Below are 18,296 nucleotides of genomic sequence, written 5' to 3'. Positions count from 1 at the left end.
AGCCGGCAGGTTCCGAGGCGGAGACATTGATGCCGGATTTTGACGTGCTTTGCATCGGCAATGCCATTGTCGACATCATCGCCCAGTGCGACGACGCTTTTCTCGAGACCAACGGCATCATCAAGGGTGCGATGAACCTCATCGACACCAAGCGCGCCGAGCTGCTCTACAGCCGCATGGGGCCGGCGATCGAGGCCTCGGGCGGCAGCGCCGGCAACACGGCGGCGGGCGTCGCCAGCTTCGGCGGCCGCGCCGCATTCTTCGGCAAGGTATCGAACGACCCGCTCGGCGAGATCTACGCCCATGACATCCATGCCCAGGGCGTTGCCTTCGACACCAGGCCGCTTGAGGGACAGCCGCCGACGGCGCGCTCGATGATATTCGTCACCCCCGATGGCGAGCGTTCGATGAACACCTATCTCGGCGCCTGCGTCGAACTCGGCCCGGAAGACGTCGAGGCCGACAAGGCATCCGGCGCCAAGGTTACCTATTTCGAGGGCTATCTGTGGGATCCGCCGCGCGCCAAGGAGGCGATCCGGCAGACGGCGAAGCTCGCACACGAGGCCGGGCGCGAAGTGTCGATGACTTTGTCGGATTCGTTCTGCGTCGACCGCTACCGGGACGAGTTCCTCGAGCTGATGCGCTCGGGCACTGTCGACATCGTCTTTGCTAACAGCCACGAGATCAAGTCGCTCTACCAGACCTCGTCCTTCGACGAAGCGGTGGCGCAGATCCGCAAGGACTGCAAGATCGCCGCCGTCACACGCTCGGAAAAAGGCTCGGTTATCCTGCGCGGCGACGAGACCGTCACCATCCAGGCGACGACGATCCGCGAGTTGGTCGACACCACCGGCGCCGGCGATCTCTACGCCGCCGCTTTCCTGCATGGCTACACGCAGGGCCGCGACCTCAAGACCTGCGGCGATCTTGGCTCGCTGGCGGCCGGCCTGGTGATCCAGCAGATCGGCCCAAGGCCAAGGCAGAATTTGCGCCGCGAGGCGGAACGGGCTGGGTTGCTGTAGGTGGGCGAGCAACTAACCAGCTGCCCTGCTGAGACGATCAGCGCAGTGGCCGAACTGTGTCAAACCTCGCTCATATCGACAGCCATTCGCTCCGGAGAACTGACCGATGCTGATGCCGTAAAGCTCGCTGGAGAGGTGCAAGGCGGGCTTGCCTTGACGGCGTTCACCGATATCCAGATCGCCGCCGGCATTTTCCAGAAGCTCAGCTTGTGGAAGGCCAATAAGGTTCCTGAGGTAACGGAGAACTCGCGGCGACCGTCGGAGCACTTGAACTTGCGATCACGTCCCGCGTAGCAGCGAAGGATGCCGAATGCGGGCAGACTGGTTCCCATTGGTCTGCGACCAGCGGAACTGGCAGCTGGGCTTCATCCTCGTCAATCTCATTACAGGACGGGACGGGCCCACTTCGGCTTGTTGTTCTGCCAGCATGGCACGGACGAGTGGATGCCAATAATCTATGAGAACAGGTCGTTCACCCAAGCTGCGTCGCAGCCCGACAGGAATCCGCTAGTTGGACAACGGTGGCAGGGGTGCAGCTCCGGCAATGGGCGGACTGAATATTTCACAATGCAGACAAAGACGTAAAGGACGTACCACATAACGACATAAACATTTCGTTATGCGGTATTGACGAGGTGCGGGCTGCTGTGATTGTCTGCGCGTCGTGGTTCTCCGCACGGCGCTGCCGCAGCGGAGCTAAGAGGGAAGCCGGTGCGATGCCGGCGCTGCCCCCGCAACTGTTAGCGGCGAGCCAAACCCACTCATGTCACTGAGGCGAATAGCCTTGGGAAGAGGGGTAGAGGCTATGACCCCGCGAGCCAGGAGACCTGCCACGACGAATTACGTCCACGGGCGGGGTGTCTCGGTGGCCGCTGCAACCCGGCGTTCGTGCCGGCCTGCTAGCGCCTTCCTTGTCATCGACGCCCCAACCATCGGGGTATGACATGACTGACTCTCAGCAAATTCCTGTAGCAACGCTCGGCGTGCCGCGCTTCGGTCGTCGGCGAGAATTGAAATTCGCGCTTGAAAGCTACTGGTCCGGAAAATCGTCCGCTGGCGACCTTCTCACGACGTCGAAGGCGCTCCGTGCCGCTAGCTGGGAAGAGCAGCGCGATCGCGGCGTGTCGAAAATACCGTCAAACGACTTCTCGCTTTACGACCATGTGCTCGACACCGCAGCCATGGTCGGCGCCATTCCCTCCCGTTACGGCTGGAATAGCGGCGAGGTCCCACTTGACATCTACTTCGCAATGGCGCGCGGCAACCAGGGTCAGACGGAGGATTGTGCATACGCTGGTCACCAGGAGGCGGCTCATGGGCCCGGTGTAACCGCGATGGAAATGACCAAGTGGTTTGACACAAACTACCACTACATTGTGCCGGAACTGGATGATGATCAGACGTTCGCCCTCTCGTCGACGAGACCCGTCGATTACTTCCTCGAGGCCAAAGCTCTCGGCATTCACACACGCCCAGTCATCCTTGGCCCCATCACCTTCCTCAAGCTGGCGAAATCACCTGCCGAAGGGTTCGATCCTATCGCGCTCCTACCGCGGCTGCTGCCCGTTTACGAGCAACTCCTGCAGAGGCTGAAGCTGTCGGGAGCCGACTGGGTGCAGATCGATGAGCCGGCGCTTGTCCTCGATCTGAACTCCAACGAACGAGCTGCGTTCGAGTTCGCCTATGGCCAGCTGTCGAAAGCCGCGCCCGAGCTGAAGATCATGCTGGCTACGTATTTCGGGCATCTGGGAGACAATCTCGAAACCACGGTTTCTCTGCCCCTGGCCGGGCTGCATATTGATCTCGTGCGCGCTCCCGAGCAGCTGGAAACGGTGGGTCGGCTCGCTCCGAAGGATCTGGTGCTCTCGCTTGGCTTGATCGACGGCCGCAACGTCTGGCGTGCGAACCTGCCCGCCATTCTCGACCGCATCAAACCGATCGTCGCCGGCTGGCCCTTGGACCGCGTCGAGATCGCGCCTTCTTGCTCGATGCTGCATGTGCCGATCGACCTGCGCATGGAGACGGAACTCGACGCCGACATCAGCTCGTGGCTCGCCTTCGCGGCCCAGAAGACCGACGAATTGGTGTTGCTGGCCCGGGCCTTGTCCCAAGGCAGAGATGCGGTGGCTGGCGCTTTGAAAGCGTCTGCCGAGGCTGCCGCCACGCGCGTGACATCCACGAGGATCCATGACCCGCTTGTTCAGGGGCGGATCGCTAGCATTGACGACAGCGCGAAGCGACGAGAGAGCGCTTTTGCCGAGCGCTCCAGAGTCCAAGCCGGCTCACTCGGGCTGCCGCCGTTCCCGACGACGACCATCGGGTCCTTCCCGCAGACGCCGCAGGTACGCAAGGCGCGGGCCGCTCATGCGAAGGGCCAGCTGAGCTATGTCGACTACGAGATGTTCCTGAGGAAGGAGATCGAGGCTGCAATTCGCTGGCAGGAAGAGATCGGGCTGGACGTGCTGGTGCACGGTGAGTTCGAGCGAAACGACATGGTACAGCATTTCGGCGAGCAGCTGTCTGGCTTCGCCTTCACCCAGCATGCCTGGGTACAAAGCTATGGGTCGCGGTACGTGCGTCCCCCCATCATTTTCGGCGACGTATCGAGGCGCAATCCGATGACAGTGCGCTGGTGGCAATTCGCCCAGTCGCTTACGGAAAAGCCCGTGAAGGGAATGCTGACAGGCCCAGTCACCATTCTCAACTGGTCTTTTGTTCGCGACGACGTACCCCGCTCCGAAGCCTGCCGCCAGATCGCGCTCGCCATCCGCGACGAAGTGACGGATCTCGAAAGGTCCGGCGCAAGGATGGTCCAGATCGATGAGGCCGCGTTTCGCGAAGGATTGCCACTGCGCCAATCTGACTGGAAAGTCTATCTCGACTGGGCTGTCGAATGCTTCCGGATCGCTTCAACGGGTGTAAAGGACGCGACTCAAATTCATACCCACATGTGCTATTCGGAGTTCAACGAGATCATTCACGCGATCGCTGGAATGGATGCGGATGTCATTTCGATTGAGACGTCGCGCTCGAAGATGGAACTGTTGGAGGCCTTCACGAACTCCAAGTATCCGAACGAAATCGGTCCCGGCGTCTATGATATTCACTCACCACGCGTCCCGAAAGTCGGCGAGATTTCGGACTTAGTCATGCTTGCCCGCGAGCGACTGTCCGACGGCCAACTGTGGATAAACCCGGACTGTGGCCTCAAAACACGCAAATGGGAGGAGGTCCGCCCTGCCCTCATTAACATGGTCGCGGCAGCACGCGCGCTCCGGCAGAAAGTGCAGGCGTGAGGCTTCTCTTCCTCACCGTGTGGGGAGTTGCCGGCTGGCGGATGTCGGCCGGGAATATGCCAAACCGATCACACTCTTGGAAATAAGCCACACGGCGAAAATGTGCAATTTTCCTTCGGCACGTGTCCTCATCCCGCAGAAATATAAATGTGACACTACGCTATAGTATTGGTCCTTGGGAACATACAGGCCCCGCGCCTCGAACAAATCGTACACACGTCGTTTCTCAAAGTAGACTGCTTGGCATGTTCGCTCAGGCGGCGACAATATATGGTGCAGCGCGTCTGTCCGCTTCCCCAGCTGATTCGCGCAGACGACGGGCGAGGTGGCAGGTTTCGGGTATTGCTAGCGTCCCGCCAATTCGGAAATGGACCTCGCGATTCGTCCGTCCAAGTAAAAGTCGCATCATTGTCGATTGCCACGTCCGCAGCCAGCTGGCCCTTTATTTTCCTGAGATCTGCGTTACAGGCCGGGGCGTTGTCGCCGTTTCGGAGGGTAAGATGGGATAGGCGACCTCGGGTGCCTCTCCGGTCAGCGAGTTGAGGAAGGCAACAAGCAGGTCAACTTCTTCGTCCGCCAGTACTACGCCAAGCTGGGTGGTCCCCATGATAGCGACGGCCTGTTTCAGATCCCAAACCTTGCCCGAATGAAAGTATGGCGCGGTGAGTGCAACGTTGCGCAGCGGCGCCACGCGGAAAACATAGTAGTCATCGGCTGCATTGGTGACCGCAAATCGGCCCTTGTCTTTTTCCGGCAGGACCACGGCGCTGGGCTGTTCCACGAGGCCGAATGGGAAATAGGCTTGCCCACCAACGTTGATGCCGGCATGGCAGGACGAGCAGCCTTTGTCCATGAAAAGCGCCAGGCCCTGTTTCTGTTCGGAAGTCATGGCAAGCTCATCACCATTCAGGAAGCTGTCGAACGGGGCCGGTGTGACCAGTGTCGCCTCGAAGGCTTCGATTGCCTTGGCGAAGTTGTCGAAGGTGACCCGATCGGCTTCAGCCGGAAAAGCTGCATCGAACCACTGGACATATTGCGGCATGGACTTGAGCGTGGCGATGACTTGGTCCGGTGTATTGGCCATTTCGATGCCGGCTTGGACCGGTCCCTTCGCCTGAGCCTTCAGGTCTGCGGCACGACCATCCCAGAACTGAGCGATGTTGAAGACAGCGTTCAGTACAGTCGGCGCGTTGCGCTGTCCCTTCTGCCAACCATGGCCGATCGAGGTTTCGTGATTGTCGTCGCCGCCGGTGGCCAGGTTGTGGCACGAGTTGCACGACAAGACGCCTGACGCCGAGACGCGTGGATCGAAAAACAGTGCCTTGCCGAGAGCAATCTTTTCCGGGGTGATCGGGTTGTTGGCGACTGTCGGCGTGGTGGATGGCAAAGCCCTGAAGGTGGCCAATGCCGTATCTCTGAGGTCGGTGGGGATCGAATCCGCAGCAAAGGCGGTGGGTGCCAGCAAGGTGACAGCCATCGTTCTGAATAGGATTTTCATAAATTGTCTTCCTGCGTCGTGCACGCAGCCACTATGCGATCTGCGGCTCATGAACGCCCTGAGCTAGATCAGCTGAGGGAGAGGACCGGGGTCTGACACCTGTTTTCGCGGCTGAGCTGGGAGCCTTTGGAAGTGATCGCTCTTCTCCATTGGACTTCAGGGAGGAGGAGTACCCCTGCTCGGCAACCGTTTGTATGCATCAAAGCACGCCCTGAGGGCGGCTTCGTAGAATCGGTCACTGCGATCTTCCAGCCATCGTTGAGAAAGTCGATAGCGTCCGCAAGACTGGCAATCTCTTGCACGATGTGCTCTGCACGCCTTGCGAAAAGTGAGCTTCTGAAACGTCAGGGTTCATTCGTTCCTCCTGACCTGCTGATTGCGTGAATCGGCCTTGTCGACACCCGCCGACTGCACATTGTGATGTCACCAGCGATGGCGATTTCAATACCTAAGCAGCGACGGTCTATGCGACAGTATGGATGTCCTGTCGGAATAGCCGGTTCGCCTTATCGACGTCACACCGGCATATAGCTCCGCTTCTACGAACATCCCATCACGCGAGGAAAGACATGGCCAACACGCGCAGTATCGCCAATCTAGCCCTTGTGTCGGCGCGGCGCTTGAGCAGGTCCACCGACTGTAAGTGCCTCACACCTTGATCCACAGATCCTAGGCGATGACCACGTTGTCGTCATAATTTGACGGGCGCGGGGCATTGGCCCATAAGCGAGCCACCGCAATCTGTGCGGTTGCCAATGCGAAATGAAGTGAATTGGAATGAATCTCCGGTTTGCGAAACACGCACGTCCGACGCAGCTTGCGTTGACAGAGGCGGTTTTACGCGCAATAGCACTTCCGCCGGCCTATTTTTGTGGAGTTCAATTGTGGTTCGGCCAAGGGCGCTGGGCGCCGGACGGGCCCCGTGTAAACCTCATTAAAGAGAGAGAGACCCTGCATGGAAGAATTCTTACCGCGCATCGCCACTGGTGCCGGCATCGGCCCGGCTGTCGCAGAGAAGGCCGTTGGGTTAATGCTGGGTTTCCTGCAAAGCCACGCGGCCGACGGTCCCGTTGCGCGCATGATCGAGGCCATTCCGGGAGCTTCGGAATTAGTAGCGAAGTATCATGGCAAAGACCCAGAGGGTGGCGGCCTTATGGGGCTCGGCCAGCAATTGATGAGTGAGGGTCTCAGCATGGCAAAGATCGCCGGCCTCGCCAACGAGACGATCGCCTGCGCCAAGGAACATGCCGGCGACGAACTCGTGGACGAGGTCCTCAATTCCGTTCCTGGCCTTCCCCAGTTCGTCTGATCAGCGGCAGCCGGGGGCGCATGACCTCGTGCGCCCGTGCCGGCCCGTCTGCGCAGCAGGCATTCTCCGCCGAGCGTTCCGTACCGATCTCGCCAGACCACCGACCGCCGGGCACGCCAAGCGAGCGTTGGAGTACTTCATTCGTCTGTTCCAAAATCGACCTCAGGCGAATCGATGTGTATAATTTCCGGCGGTAAGGGTTTATCCTGAACGCTTTCGATGAAGCCCGCGAGATAAGCAAACGTATTGTATTTCTCGAGGACCAACCGCTTCGCCTCTCTTATTGCGCCGCGACGTTCCTTCCAGAGGTCCGAGTCGATGATTTCCTGAATTTTTGGGATTACGTTCTTGTCCTCTGGGTCAATCAGAACCATAGAGTCCGAAGGGAAGAACCTCGTGATTGCCGGGCTGCCGTAATAAATCGGCATTGTTTCAGCAACGAAGCAGTCCATAAGCTTCTCTGTAAAATAGTAATCAGCACGAGTATTCTCGAACGCTATACTGTAACGGTAAGGTGCGAGTGCGTTCCATTTATCTCCAATCAGCCGAAAACCTCGGCCGAACAGGTCAAAATCGAGCTCCTTTGTCAGCCGTTCCAGAAACGCCAGCCGATATCGATGTCCTTTGAGCAGGGCGATGTCACTGGTAATCCATGAGAGCCGAAGCGGCTTATCCACGACTTCGCTGACCAGAAGTTGGTCATATGTCTTGTTTACAGACCAAGACCGAGTGATAGGTGGAGACAAAACGAATCGGCGCGCTGCATTCTGCCGAGCAGCCAGCTCTGCGTCACACGTCAGGACGATAGTATTTTTCCCCTGCCCTTCATGAAACGCGCGATGAGCTTTCGTCGGCGGTTCGCCGATTGCAAAAATTGTCCTGTTTGGGCTCGCCTCGATATCAACAGGGAGCCCAAAAAGAGAAGCAGAGTTAAAGACGATATGCCAATCGGGCACGAAGGATGTCGTGCGAACAAAAGCGACATTGTTCCAGATTCCACTGCCCTTTGGAGTGAGATGGTGGATTGCATCATCCAAAACGCCCCAAGAATCTAGACATGTAGCAACAATGGGCGCCGGGCGTTCCGTCAACAATTTGGCCGACAAAGCAGTTCCACTCCCTCACTCGTGAAGGTACTCAATGGCCATTCCGGATTGCGGTAACATTGGGCAGCATAAACCTTCTGGGACCCGCTGTCGAGGCAATTGTCGCTTTGCACTTGACCAGGTTCTTCCTCGCTTTGTGCGGTGATCAGGCCGGCTGAGTGGCAGCATGCGTGCCCTAGGGAGTTCGCAGCCCGCTCTGCCTACATCGTACGTTTAATCGTCTTCCAGGCGGTTGATCAGCCCTTTCGCCTGGCCGTTGCTCCGCGGTAATTCAATGGCATCGCGAACGGCGTCAACGTCACGGCGTAGGACCCGACCGAAACGCGGGATGGCGACGAACCCGGAGTTGACGCCACGTCGATCGAAGTGTCGAGCTTGCCCAATTCACAGGCCCCGCAAAATGCCGCGGAAGCGCATGGCAAGCCTGCGCATAGGGGCAAACTCATGTGATCCCTGCTTCAGGACGTCGACCTTTGTGGCCAGGTTGATCGTCAGCACATCCCGAGGCTTCGTGCAGAGGGCCGGGGCGACTACCGGCGAGATCACACGGCCGGTCGCGGGATTCCGTATGGGACAGCGTCGCTGGCTGGTTGACGCGTATGATTGAAGCAGGCGACGCACTGTCCTTGCCCGGCCTCTCGGCGCGGCGCCAGCTTGCGAGAAGCCGCTCCAGATTCGAGAAGCTGCCCGTGTCGCCGCGCTGTTCGATATCGTGGAACAGGTGTCGTCCGCAGCGATTGCCGTCTCACGAGGACCGGCAAAGAAAGGCCTCGAAATACATTGATGTCCTTGGTTTTACCAGCGGCGGTTCCCAGCAAGAGCGGCTCACCGGGCGATGAACTTACGTCGCTTTGGCCATTGCCAGTGAACGTTTGATCCATCGTCCCTGACGCCCACCAGCAAGCGATCACGATCGCTCTATTTCACAGTCCAAAGAAGTAATACCGAGACAAAATACCGCGCTTAGGCCCGAGACTACTAGCAAGTTCGACGCAAAGTTACAGCCGGGACGCGTCACGCACCTCAGCAGCGTCGCCAACAACGAGTGGCTCAGCGTCACGACGGGAAATATGGCGCATCGATGTCGCTTCTGGACGAGCATTGGCAATAACGCTGTCGAGACATTGTTGCTTTCGGCGGCAACCGGCCCTATGAAGCGACGCTTCGCTGACTATGTTTCACCGCCTGGAGAGTTTCATGACAGAAGAAGCCGGAAAAAACGTCGACACCCTCATTGAGCTTGCCGCCGATGTCGTGTCGGCCTATGTCTCCAACAATCCGATCCCGGTGGGGGATCTCCCTGCCCTCATCGGCCAAGTGCATGCGGCTCTGAGAGCGACGGCCGGAGGTGTCTCTGCGCAAGAGCCGGTTGCCCTTACGCCTGCAGTCCCGATCAGGAAATCGGTGACACCGGACTACATCATCTCCCTTGAGGACGGGAAGAAATTCAAATCGCTAAAGCGCCATCTGTCGACCCACTATGGGCTGACGCCGGATGGATATCGGGCCAAATGGGGCCTGCCCGCGGATTATCCCATGGTCGCGCCGAACTACGCCGCGGCGCGCTCGTCATTGGCCAAGACGATGGGGCTCGGCCGCAAACGGAAGGCGCCGGAAGCGCCGGAGCCTGCGCCGACGAAGCGAACCCGCAAGAAGGTCGCGGCTTGATTTCGGCAATCGAGATTCGTTCTGCAGCGTTGCAGCCATCGGCTTAATCTGCGCGTCATATAAAAAGGCGGGGCCAACCCCGCCTTCCTTTCAAACAACTTTGTTTCATGAGGAATTCGCGACGCCTGCAGCAATCTGCTGCCCTCAGTTTTTGCTCGCTCCCATCGAGCGGCCGTAAGGACCTACGTGCCTACTCTTGCCAGGACGCAAGAGAAAATTTCAACCAGCTTTGCTGAGGCTGCCAGCGGAGGACTTGCCAGTGCGGCGATCCTGCTCGATCTCATAGTTGATCTTCTGGCCGTCAGCGAGGGTCGAGAGGCCCGCGCGTTCGACAGCGGAAATGTGGACGAAAACATCCGGACCGCCATTGTCGGGCTGGATAAATCCAAACCCCTTGGTGCTATTGAACCACTTTACCGTTCCAGTCGGCATATACTTGTTCCTTCTTTACAACGCAACGTGGGCAGGCCATTAGGCCTGTCCGAGTCATAGCCGAGAGTTGGGTGCAGCAAAAAGCGAAAAATTGTTAAGCCCCGATCAGCTGGCGCACTCCATTGTGGGCGTAGTCGCCAGCAAGCACTGTCCTACACTACCGCTCGAGCGTGGCCGGAAGCGCCCAATTTCTTCCAACGCTCCTCAGCGCCACGTCGATGGCTCGTGTTTGGAAGCGCGGGACGTATGGCCGACCGCTGCTCGTGCCGCAGGTCAAAGGCCGGGTAGTTCACGGAACTGCCTTCGAGCATAACGGCTTGGCAAGCGCATAAAGGAGTTTCGATTTGGATTGTTTCAAGAGGGTCGAGCGGTTGATCGATGCCACCAGCGTGGAAGCGATCGATAGCGCGCGTGTTTTGCTGGACCAATTCAACGGCAAGTCAGAAACAATCTCCCAGGCGATTGACGACTTCCTGCTTGATTTCATGACCTTGCTGTTTGTGGTAGAAGCCACCCGCGAGCAGTTCCACAATCCGGCGAGGCGGTTAGCGCACATCAGATTGAGCAAGGTCAGGCTGTTACTCACGCGATGCTCTTGACCTAAGCGACCACTCCGCCAGGCATGCATTTGCGGCCGAGCGCACCAGGCGGCATTTTACGCAAAATCAATCGCGACTGCTATTAATTCTCCTGTTTGGTGCCCAGGGACGACGGCAAGCGCGGACAGCTTCCGTGCTGCTGTCCTGCAGCGACAAATGTGCCTGCATGCCCCACGGCGAGCGCTGGAGCGACAACATCTCAATTCTGTCCGTCAGTGCAGCGGCCTTCGAAGGGCATCCTGTACCCCTCCCCGGCAGCGCGCCACAGAATCGAAGGTACCATCACATTCGCATCCACATTGGTGATCGGCGCACGGTCCAGGGCGCGCCAGGTTGACCAAGCGGGTTGAACCGAATGACAGCCTTGACCGGCTGGAGGACGGAAATCCCGATGCCGAAGAGGTTGGTTCGGCACGAACAGCAAGGGCTGGGAAGCGATCGGCCGAGCGGTCCTTGAAGGGGCGGGCCAGGGTTGTTTGACGACGCGTTGGTTCAGGTCAGCTAATCTAGTCTCTGCCGTTCAGAGCGGCTTCCCTCGCCAGTGACAGCGAGTCAATATATTTGGCATCGTCGGCTTTGATTGCCGCGCGGATCTGGTCGAGATGGGGACAGCTCACTGGTGCACCTTTGGGCTCATAGTGTTTCCTCGTCATCGAGGTGAGGATTGCCGGATTTGGCGTAGAACACCAACACGGGTCCGAGATCAAAGCGCGTCCCGGGCGCAAGGCGCCGGACGGACCGGGGCCATGTTTCGGTTGAGGCGCCATCGATGCCTCGCGCCAGCGTTTTGGCGAAGCGGGGCATCAGCGGAGCGAGTGTCGGTGCCAGGATCGCAGCGGCCGTCGTCTGAAGGGCTAGCGAAGTCCGATTGCGGGCAGGATAGAAACGTCGCGCCGCCGCAAAGTCTCGCGCCCTGCGGTAGATCACGCAATCGCGCACGAATTCGCAGACCTGAGTGGCCGCGCGCCGAACCGAGAAGCCTTCGTCCGAATAGGCGCGCTCCATCGCAGCGCGATAGATCTCTATGCGAGCAAAGAAGGCGCGGTCGACCGGGCTCCAGTCGCCTGCATCGGGTACACGGCCGGCAAAATCCTGCTTGATTTCCTGGTTCAACGCCTCAAGCCAGTTCAGCCAGATGCTTTGGAACACCTCGTTCTCGGTGCGGCGCAGCGCGTCCAGCGTGAAATCCGTCCGCTCACCTTCCGGGCGTGTCAGGCCCAAATGAAGGCGCACGACGTCGACTGTCTTTGGGCTCAGAACCTCCTTGCCCCAGACCGCATGGCGGCAGCTGGTTGAGAATTTCTTGCCGTTGAGCAGGTAGAACTCGTTGACGTGATAGCGGATGCGTGGCGTCCAGTGGGAGAAGACCTCGGCGTAAAGAGCGGGGTAGAGTAGCGCGTGGTAGAACGAATTGTCGAAGCCGAAGAAATGGACAATCTGCCAGTCGTTGCCGGGTATCTCCGCCTTCCAGTCGCGACCCATCGAGCGGCCGAGCGCCTGGATGTTGTAAAGAAAACCGAAGGCCATCTCCGGCCAGACCCAGATCACTTGCCCCGGGAACCCTTCCGCCGGCAGGCCCCAGTCCGAGGGGTGGGTAATGGGCACTGAAAATTTCCCGCGTCGGCGTACGCGTGCGAAGAGATCCAAGATCCGTAGCGGGACCCCAGACGCCCTCAGATGCCGGTCGACATTGTCGAAGCATCGGTCCAGCGCAAGTTCAGCGCGGCGGACGGAGCCGACCAGCGGCGCCTCGGCAGACTGCCGTGATTGGGCTGCACGCAGGTCGTAGCAAAGGTTTGGGGCGCCGCATTCCTCGCAGATGTTGCCACCCGCGGAGCCGCCGCAATCGGGGCAGAGGCCGCCAACATCCGATTCGTAAAGATAACGGCCTGTCACGGCATCGAAAAGCGCAGGGCTCTGGCGTAGATCTATCGCCGTGCTGCTCAGAAGACTGCGGAAACAGGCGGTTTGAAACTCGCCATAACCGTCATCGCCCATCGTGGCTTGGAAGCTGTGGACCTCACAATCGAGAAGCGCAAGCGTGGCGCGAATCTCATCGGCGTAGTAGCGCGCCACGTTTGCAGGCGTCGATTGATCGGCATCGGCGCGTGTCGCGACGTAGCTCTGGTAATCGTCGCTTCCGGTCAGGTGATAGGCCTCGACTCCTTTCATGCGCAGGAAACGAGTATAGACATCAGCGCCGAAATAGGGGCCAGAAAGATGCCCCAGATGCAGATCGCCATTTGGCGTTGGCGGCGTGGAGAAGACGAAGATTGGGCCGCGTGGAGCCGTGGTCTTTGCAGCGGCATCAAGGGCGGCCTCGCCGTCTCGCCAGTAGACAGCGACGAAATCTAGGTCTTTGTTTCCGTCATTGCGCAGCACATGCGCTTCAAAAGGGTGGAACAGAACGACATCGCCCGCCTCAACCGAGATTTCCCCCCGGTCGGTGGTGACATTGCCCGATCCTGACAGGATCACGAATGCCTCGATTTCGTCGTGCCGATGGGGCTCGGATGTGACGCCGGGTCCAACCTTTCCGAATGAAAACCCCGTGCGAGCGCTGCCCGTTCCAAGCTTGGCCGTGTCGATACCAAACGCCCGCGACAGTTCCGTTCGAGAAAACGTGTATTTGCGCATGACAACCAACCTAAGCTGTTGAAGCAGTGGGACCTTCGGCTGCCAACGCAACAGCCTCCCGTGCAATTCGTGGAGAGAAACGGCCGCCCGACCCGTTGGCGGCCCGGCCAGGATAGTGCAGCTCTGGACCGGCAAGCGGGCAACCAAGGGGGGGGGCACTAGTCGGGCTGTAGGCGCACAGAAGACCGCCTGCGACCACCTCCGCAATCTGCTCCGCGAGCCCGCAAATCAGACGTCCATACCGTCCGCGCATTTTTGAGCGGTCGATCAGCTTCGTGTGCATGCCTCCGCCTGGCTGCGTGAGCTCAATCGCGATAGAAGATGCCATTTGGGGGCTTGAGTCGAGATCGGCCACTTTGCCCTCGGGCGGGTTAAGGGCGCGCTTAAGCACGTTATATTCAGCGCGGGTCGGCCCGCCGGTTGAAGCACGCTGGAACACCAAGTAGAGTGTCCGCCGAGAACGATTGCTTTTGTTCGGTCGTGAGTAGTGCGGTGCGTAATCGTCGAAGATGAAGATGTCGCCAGACTTCCATACTACGGGTTCCCAGGAGAACTTTTCGGCAACTTGAGGGTCGATCACCCCACCGGCATCCATGGGAAACACCCCCTTCTTGTGGTTGCCGGGGCTGAAGAAAAGCCCGCCGTTTTCCTCGTCGGAGTCGTCGATGCCTATGGCAACCACCGCATGGACCATCCGATCCGGGAGTTTGTGTGGAATGTGATAAATGTCCTGATGCGGGAGATAGCCGCCGCTGTCGGGATAGTGGAAAATCAGCAACTCCTTGAGCCTGCGCGAATCTTCGCCAAGCAACTCCTCGACCGCTGACTTTATGCGCTGATCTTCTAACAGCAAACGACGCAATGGATCATGGAAGTCGAGAAAATTCTCCATCTTGGAAGTGATCTTTCGATTGTCCCTCGTTTTCTCGAACCAAATGAGCAATTTATCATCGCTGACGACCCAGCGTGACATATCTTCGACAAAGGTAGAGATATCTTCCTGAGCCGCTGGATCGAAGAACCTTTCGAGCCTGACGTATCCGTCCTTCTGCCACTTTTCTCTTTGTGCATCAGTCAACATGCGAAAAGCCTCCTGTTGGAAAGACTGGTTTTGGGTTGGACATGCCGATTAGGGCGGTCGGGCGCTGATCAAGTTGCGGTCCACGGAGACGGACTCACGTGATGAGGGAGGCGATGCTAAGTGCGTTCCGCTCCGGCGGATATTGTCCGCAGAAGCTCGGGCGAGACTGCCATGTCAGACTCAGCCGGGTCCGGGGGTTCCGTAAACTGGGCCGGATCAATGGCTTCACCCGGTTCAACCACGACACGCATCGCCAAAGGCCAGCACCATCCGCTACCTGCCGACCCAGCCATGGCCGCCAAGACCACGGCGGTCTTTCGAGTGAGCGACCTGGTACGGTGTTGGAAATCCGCAGGGGAAATGCACGCCCCCAGAATAATGCGATGCGCCGCTTGGCCAAAGGGCTTGTCGGGTCGCGGTGACATCGGAGACACTCCGGCCTTCGCCGTAGCGGAGGCGTACATCGTTGCCAGTATGCTGGACCGCTGATGATCAAAAGTGGACGAGTCATATCCCGCTGCCCATTTCTTCGGCTGGGGGGTCGGGCCAGCTCTCGATCGAGGTATGGGTGATGAAGCCAGGATGCTCGGGGTTCGCGCATGGCGCGCGCCCAAGTAGGCTGTCGAGGATGCGACGCGCGCGCCAGGCCAGCAAGCTCAGGTTCGGATCGGCCAGGCCGCGCTGCCCGAGGCTCGCATTTTGTACGAAGATGCGTCTGTCACACGGTCCGTCCCAGCTCACCGAAAAATCCTCCTGAATAGCTAATTCATTGTCGATCTGCTCCAAGCGGCCCATGATCGATTCCAACAAGCTTGGGACCGCGTTCTCGTAACCGGTGGCCAGGATGACGATGTCAGCCGTGACTTCTTCGACGTCGTCCATGCCATGCTGCAGGGTCAGCCTGTGACCCGGTCCGGCGTTGATGCAGTGCGAGACGGTGCAGCCCGGCCGCAGTGTGATGTCGCATCGGTTTGGCTCGAAAAATGCGTGGCGGTACAGCGCCTGATAGATCGCGCGCAACGTGCTTTCCGAAATGCCGTCCGAAGCAAGCACGAAACGCCGCAGGAGCAGCTTACGCTGCGACTCGCTCATCGCCGCGAAGCGATCCGAAAAGCAGGGCATGAACAACTCGTTTGTGAACGGGCTGTTGTCCAGAGGCAGATAGTTTTCGCGCTGCGAGACCCAAGTGATCGAGGCAGGCCGCCGTTCGTTCGGCAGGCCGACAAGGTGCAACATCACCTCGGCTCCCGACTGGCCTCCGCCGACCACGCAGACATGCTTTCTCCGCACCTCAGGGTGGATGTGCAGTAAAACAGATGAGTGGAACAGGTTGCGTCCAATCCAGCCCTGAAATTGAGGCGGAATTTGCGCCTGCTTGCCAATGCCGACCACAACGTTTCTGGCGCCGAGAACCGCCTTATCCGTCCGCACCTGAAACTCGCCGTCAAAGCGGATTTCGCGCACTGTCTCGCCGCCACGCACAAGTGGGTTCCTGTGGAAGACCCAGTTCAGGTATTGTTCGAACTCCACTCTGAGCACGGCTTCGAACTGTGCGTTCAGGAAGTGATACAGACGCCCGTTCTCGTGCAGGAAGTTTACGAAAGTGTAGGCTGATCGCGGATTCACTAGGGTGACCAGGTCCTTGAAGTGGCTGACCTGGAGCTCCGAGGAATCGAATGCGATGCCTGGATGCCAGCGGAAGTCGACCTGCCGATCCAGGAACACTGCCCCTTTCCCAACTTGCTCGTGTATCTGACACGCAAGGCTCAAATTGGACGGGCCAGCACCGATCCCAACGCAAGATAACTCCACCTGCTTCCTCCTATAGCGTCTTCGCACTAGGCGGCTTGTTCGCGGCGAATATCGGCCATAGGCATTAGCCTCCGCTCACGGACTTCGAGCCCTAGTCCCGACCGGGCTTTGCGAGAATTTGTCCTGCGCGTTCGGGTCTTCGCATGTAGACCCGCGCATTCCAGCGCGGTGACAATCGACGAGTCATGCCGGCGACGTGGGGCAACGACGTTTGTCCTTTCCGCCCGTCTGGATGCCCCCTCGCCGTCACGCGAGGAGCTTTCCAGGCCCACTAAGGTGTTTGAAGCCGGCGCAATCGCCTGCCTCGACCATGACGCGCCGGCCTTTCGGCGGCTTGATGGCAGGCGAGAGCGCGGTTTTCACTGCGGCGACGGCATTTTCGGTGCGCATGATCATGGACGACGTCTCGCTGATGCGTTCGCAGAGTCCCATGCATGGGCCGTGCCAGAGAAGGAAATTTATAAAACAATGGGTTGGCGGATTTACGATCCTGTCGGAAGTCCGACATTGAGGGGGGACGCCTCACGGCGGCGCCCGATTGCACGTCGATGTCGCCTCGATGGCGCCCCTGAGGTGTAATCGCCACGAGATCGCGCTCCAGTTCGGCAATGCGCGCACGCACCTGCCGAGCCAGTTTCTACAATGAAACAAAAAAGCTGAATGGCACTCTAGGCGTCGCCAGGCGCGGCGGATGCGCAACTTTGACCTGGATCACAAACGAACGATCCGTCTGATTCGGGTCAGGCTCCTAGCACTAGCACGATGACCAGGAGTATTTGATATGGGCGTCAAAAGAAATCAGAAAAACGAGTTGACCGCTCGCAAAAGGGCGAGGCCGATTTCGCGGTGTGGCGCCCCAGCGAGGAAGCCGTCGAGCGCACTCAAGACTGGGCGCAACCGCGAGCGACGCGGCTCGGTCGGAAAGAATCCCGGTTGCAGCCTTCCCGGTCGAACGGAGGCCGTTCAAACACTCCATCCCGTTCAGACGTTGGTTTAGTTCCTCAGGCGGCCAGAAGACGGAGGATGTCAATTGCACAGGTTCCAGGAGGCTGACGCCTGAAGCAGCCAACTGCAAGCTCCTGTCATTGTCCTCTACAAGGGCGTGCTGATGCCCGTCCCGCGTGACGAGTATGGAGATGCGGCAGGAGCGCGCGGCGAGATCGATCACGTCGATCCCGCGAGGCCGCGCCGGAAATGTCCTTCTCGGCCTCTCAAGTACTCTGGTTTGGTGGCTTCGCAAAATCCGTCTTCGGAACGTTCCGTCCTGTCTATCTCTCGGTGTCTGTTGTGAGCCACGGTCTCGTGGTGCTGACCCTCTTCTTGAAACCCGAAGGGGTCAACTCGAATGCCGCAGGAACTCCCGCCCCGGCGGCCGCTGCATAACGTGTCATCCATGCCATGGAAGTTTAGGCGTCGTGACCTGCCCCTAAGAATTTCCTCCATCTGAGATTAGAGTCCGGCCCTTGATCGAAGGACGGACTGATGAAGAGAAAGCGGTTCACAGAAGAGCAGATCATTGCGGTTCTGCGCGAGCATGAGGCGGGTGTAAAGGCGGGCGATCTGGCCCGCAAGCACGGGGTCTCGGAGGCGACGCTGTATAATTGGAAGGCGAAGTATGGCGGGATGGACGTGTCCGACGCCAAGCGGCTGAAGGCGCTGGAAGACGAGAACGCCAAGCTGAAGAAGCTGCTCGCCGATCAGATGCTGGAAGCCTCGGCGCTGCGTGAGCTTCTGTCAAAAAAATGGTAGGGCCCGCCGCCAAGCGCGAAGCCGTCGCGCATCTGCAGGCCGTCATGGGTCTGTCGGAGCGTCGGGCCTGTTCCTTTGTGGGCGCCG

At 59.0% G+C, this 18,296-nt stretch carries 12 protein-coding genes, 3 pseudogenes and 1 riboswitch; of the genes and pseudogenes, 7 read left to right on the top strand and 8 right to left on the bottom strand.

Annotated elements, in window-relative coordinates:
- Positions 1-29: 29 nt before the first annotated feature.
- The 3 genes from NKJ18_RS27040 to metE all read left to right on the top strand — a co-directional run bounded on the left by NKJ18_RS27040 (position 30) and on the right by metE (position 4,318).
- Positions 30-1,022: an adenosine kinase gene (locus tag NKJ18_RS27040; protein WP_352760666.1), complete on the top strand. Its 993-nt coding sequence runs from the start codon at positions 30-32 to the stop codon at positions 1,020-1,022.
- On the top strand, positions 1,023-1,316 hold the full coding sequence (locus NKJ18_RS27035) for a hypothetical protein (protein ID WP_352760664.1): 294 nt from the start codon (positions 1,023-1,025) through the stop codon (positions 1,314-1,316).
- Between the two features lie 354 nt (positions 1,317-1,670).
- A riboswitch (cobalamin riboswitch) is annotated at positions 1,671-1,871 on the top strand.
- A gap of 95 nt (positions 1,872-1,966) precedes the next feature.
- The gene (metE, locus tag NKJ18_RS27030; protein ID WP_352760661.1) at positions 1,967-4,318 is read left to right on the top strand and encodes a 5-methyltetrahydropteroyltriglutamate--homocysteine S-methyltransferase; all 2,352 of its coding nucleotides are present in this window, start codon (positions 1,967-1,969) and stop codon (positions 4,316-4,318) included.
- Positions 4,319-4,760: 442 nt separating this feature from the next.
- Here the strand turns inward: metE and NKJ18_RS27025 are convergent, their stop codons facing one another.
- A complete protein-coding gene (locus NKJ18_RS27025) occupies positions 4,761-5,816 on the bottom strand; it encodes a cytochrome-c peroxidase (RefSeq protein ID WP_352760658.1) in 1,056 nt (351 codons plus the stop codon).
- 955 nt (positions 5,817-6,771) lie between these two features.
- Between NKJ18_RS27025 and NKJ18_RS27020 the strand changes: the two genes are divergently transcribed.
- Positions 6,772-7,125 (top strand): hypothetical protein, encoded by a 354-nt coding sequence (locus tag NKJ18_RS27020; protein WP_352760656.1) that lies wholly within the window; start codon positions 6,772-6,774, stop codon positions 7,123-7,125.
- Positions 7,126-7,262: 137 nt separating this feature from the next.
- On the opposite strand, the gene NKJ18_RS27015 is transcribed toward NKJ18_RS27020, so the two are convergent.
- Both NKJ18_RS27015 and NKJ18_RS33050 read right to left on the bottom strand, forming a co-directional pair.
- Complete coding sequence (locus tag NKJ18_RS27015) at positions 7,263-8,231, bottom strand: glycosyltransferase family 10 domain-containing protein (RefSeq protein ID WP_352760654.1); 969 nt, start codon at positions 8,229-8,231, stop codon at positions 7,263-7,265.
- A gap of 159 nt (positions 8,232-8,390) precedes the next feature.
- A pseudogene (locus tag NKJ18_RS33050) lies at positions 8,391-9,030 on the bottom strand (transposase); the annotation flags it as partial.
- A gap of 398 nt (positions 9,031-9,428) precedes the next feature.
- On the opposite strand from NKJ18_RS33050, the gene NKJ18_RS27010 reads away from it, so the two are divergent.
- Positions 9,429-9,899 carry a Ros/MucR family transcriptional regulator gene (locus NKJ18_RS27010; protein ID WP_352760651.1) on the top strand — a complete coding sequence of 157 codons (471 nt, stop codon included), beginning with the start codon at positions 9,429-9,431 and terminating at the stop codon, positions 9,897-9,899.
- Between the two features lie 219 nt (positions 9,900-10,118).
- On the opposite strand, the gene NKJ18_RS27005 is transcribed toward NKJ18_RS27010, so the two are convergent.
- A complete protein-coding gene (locus NKJ18_RS27005) occupies positions 10,119-10,331 on the bottom strand; it encodes a cold-shock protein (RefSeq protein ID WP_023679670.1) in 213 nt (70 codons plus the stop codon).
- Positions 10,332-10,702: 371 nt separating this feature from the next.
- Here NKJ18_RS27005 and NKJ18_RS27000 point away from each other — a divergent pair, with 371 nt between their 5' ends.
- Positions 10,703-10,930, top strand: coding sequence for a hypothetical protein (locus NKJ18_RS27000; RefSeq protein ID WP_352760648.1), 228 nt, complete (start codon positions 10,703-10,705; stop codon positions 10,928-10,930).
- A gap of 633 nt (positions 10,931-11,563) precedes the next feature.
- Here NKJ18_RS27000 and NKJ18_RS26995 read toward each other — a convergent pair.
- From NKJ18_RS26995 to NKJ18_RS26980, 4 genes and pseudogenes are all read right to left on the bottom strand, one after another.
- Positions 11,564-13,567, bottom strand: a complete 2,004-nt coding sequence (locus tag NKJ18_RS26995; RefSeq protein ID WP_352760646.1) for a class I tRNA ligase family protein — start codon at positions 13,565-13,567, stop codon at positions 11,564-11,566.
- A gap of 305 nt (positions 13,568-13,872) precedes the next feature.
- Positions 13,873-14,648: pseudogene (locus NKJ18_RS26990) on the bottom strand (phytanoyl-CoA dioxygenase family protein).
- A gap of 507 nt (positions 14,649-15,155) precedes the next feature.
- Positions 15,156-16,460, bottom strand: coding sequence for a lysine N(6)-hydroxylase/L-ornithine N(5)-oxygenase family protein (locus NKJ18_RS26985; protein ID WP_352760643.1), 1,305 nt, complete (start codon positions 16,458-16,460; stop codon positions 15,156-15,158).
- A gap of 246 nt (positions 16,461-16,706) precedes the next feature.
- A complete protein-coding gene (locus tag NKJ18_RS26980) occupies positions 16,707-16,856 on the bottom strand; it encodes an iron-sulfur cluster assembly accessory protein (protein ID WP_352552306.1) in 150 nt (49 codons plus the stop codon).
- 1,086 nt (positions 16,857-17,942) lie between these two features.
- On the opposite strand from NKJ18_RS26980, the pseudogene NKJ18_RS26975 reads away from it, so the two are divergent.
- Positions 17,943-18,296: pseudogene (locus NKJ18_RS26975) on the top strand (transposase); the annotation flags it as partial.

Source organism: Mesorhizobium sp. M0217 (assembly GCF_040321955.1).
In the GTDB taxonomy this organism is placed as follows: domain Bacteria; phylum Pseudomonadota; class Alphaproteobacteria; order Rhizobiales; family Rhizobiaceae; genus Mesorhizobium.
The sequence above is the reverse complement of the archived record's forward strand: the minus strand, read 5'-3'. Positions and strand labels throughout refer to the sequence as shown.

Bases quoted from the DNA above. Each gene is read 5' to 3' on its own strand.
- NKJ18_RS27040 (WP_352760666.1), top strand. From the start codon at position 30: ATGCCGGATTTTGACGTGCTTTGCATCGGCAATGCCATTGTCGACATC.
- metE (WP_352760661.1), top strand. From the start codon at position 1,967: ATGACTGACTCTCAGCAAATTCCTGTAGCAACGCTCGGCGTGCCGCGC.
- NKJ18_RS27025 (WP_352760658.1), bottom strand. From the start codon at position 5,816: ATGAAAATCCTATTCAGAACGATGGCTGTCACCTTGCTGGCACCCACC.
- NKJ18_RS27020 (WP_352760656.1), top strand. From the start codon at position 6,772: ATGGAAGAATTCTTACCGCGCATCGCCACTGGTGCCGGCATCGGCCCG.
- NKJ18_RS27010 (WP_352760651.1), top strand. From the start codon at position 9,429: ATGACAGAAGAAGCCGGAAAAAACGTCGACACCCTCATTGAGCTTGCC.
- NKJ18_RS27005 (WP_023679670.1), bottom strand. From the start codon at position 10,331: ATGCCGACTGGAACGGTAAAGTGGTTCAATAGCACCAAGGGGTTTGGA.
- NKJ18_RS26995 (WP_352760646.1), bottom strand. From the start codon at position 13,567: ATGCGCAAATACACGTTTTCTCGAACGGAACTGTCGCGGGCGTTTGGT.
- NKJ18_RS26980 (WP_352552306.1), bottom strand. From the start codon at position 16,856: ATGATCATGCGCACCGAAAATGCCGTCGCCGCAGTGAAAACCGCGCTC.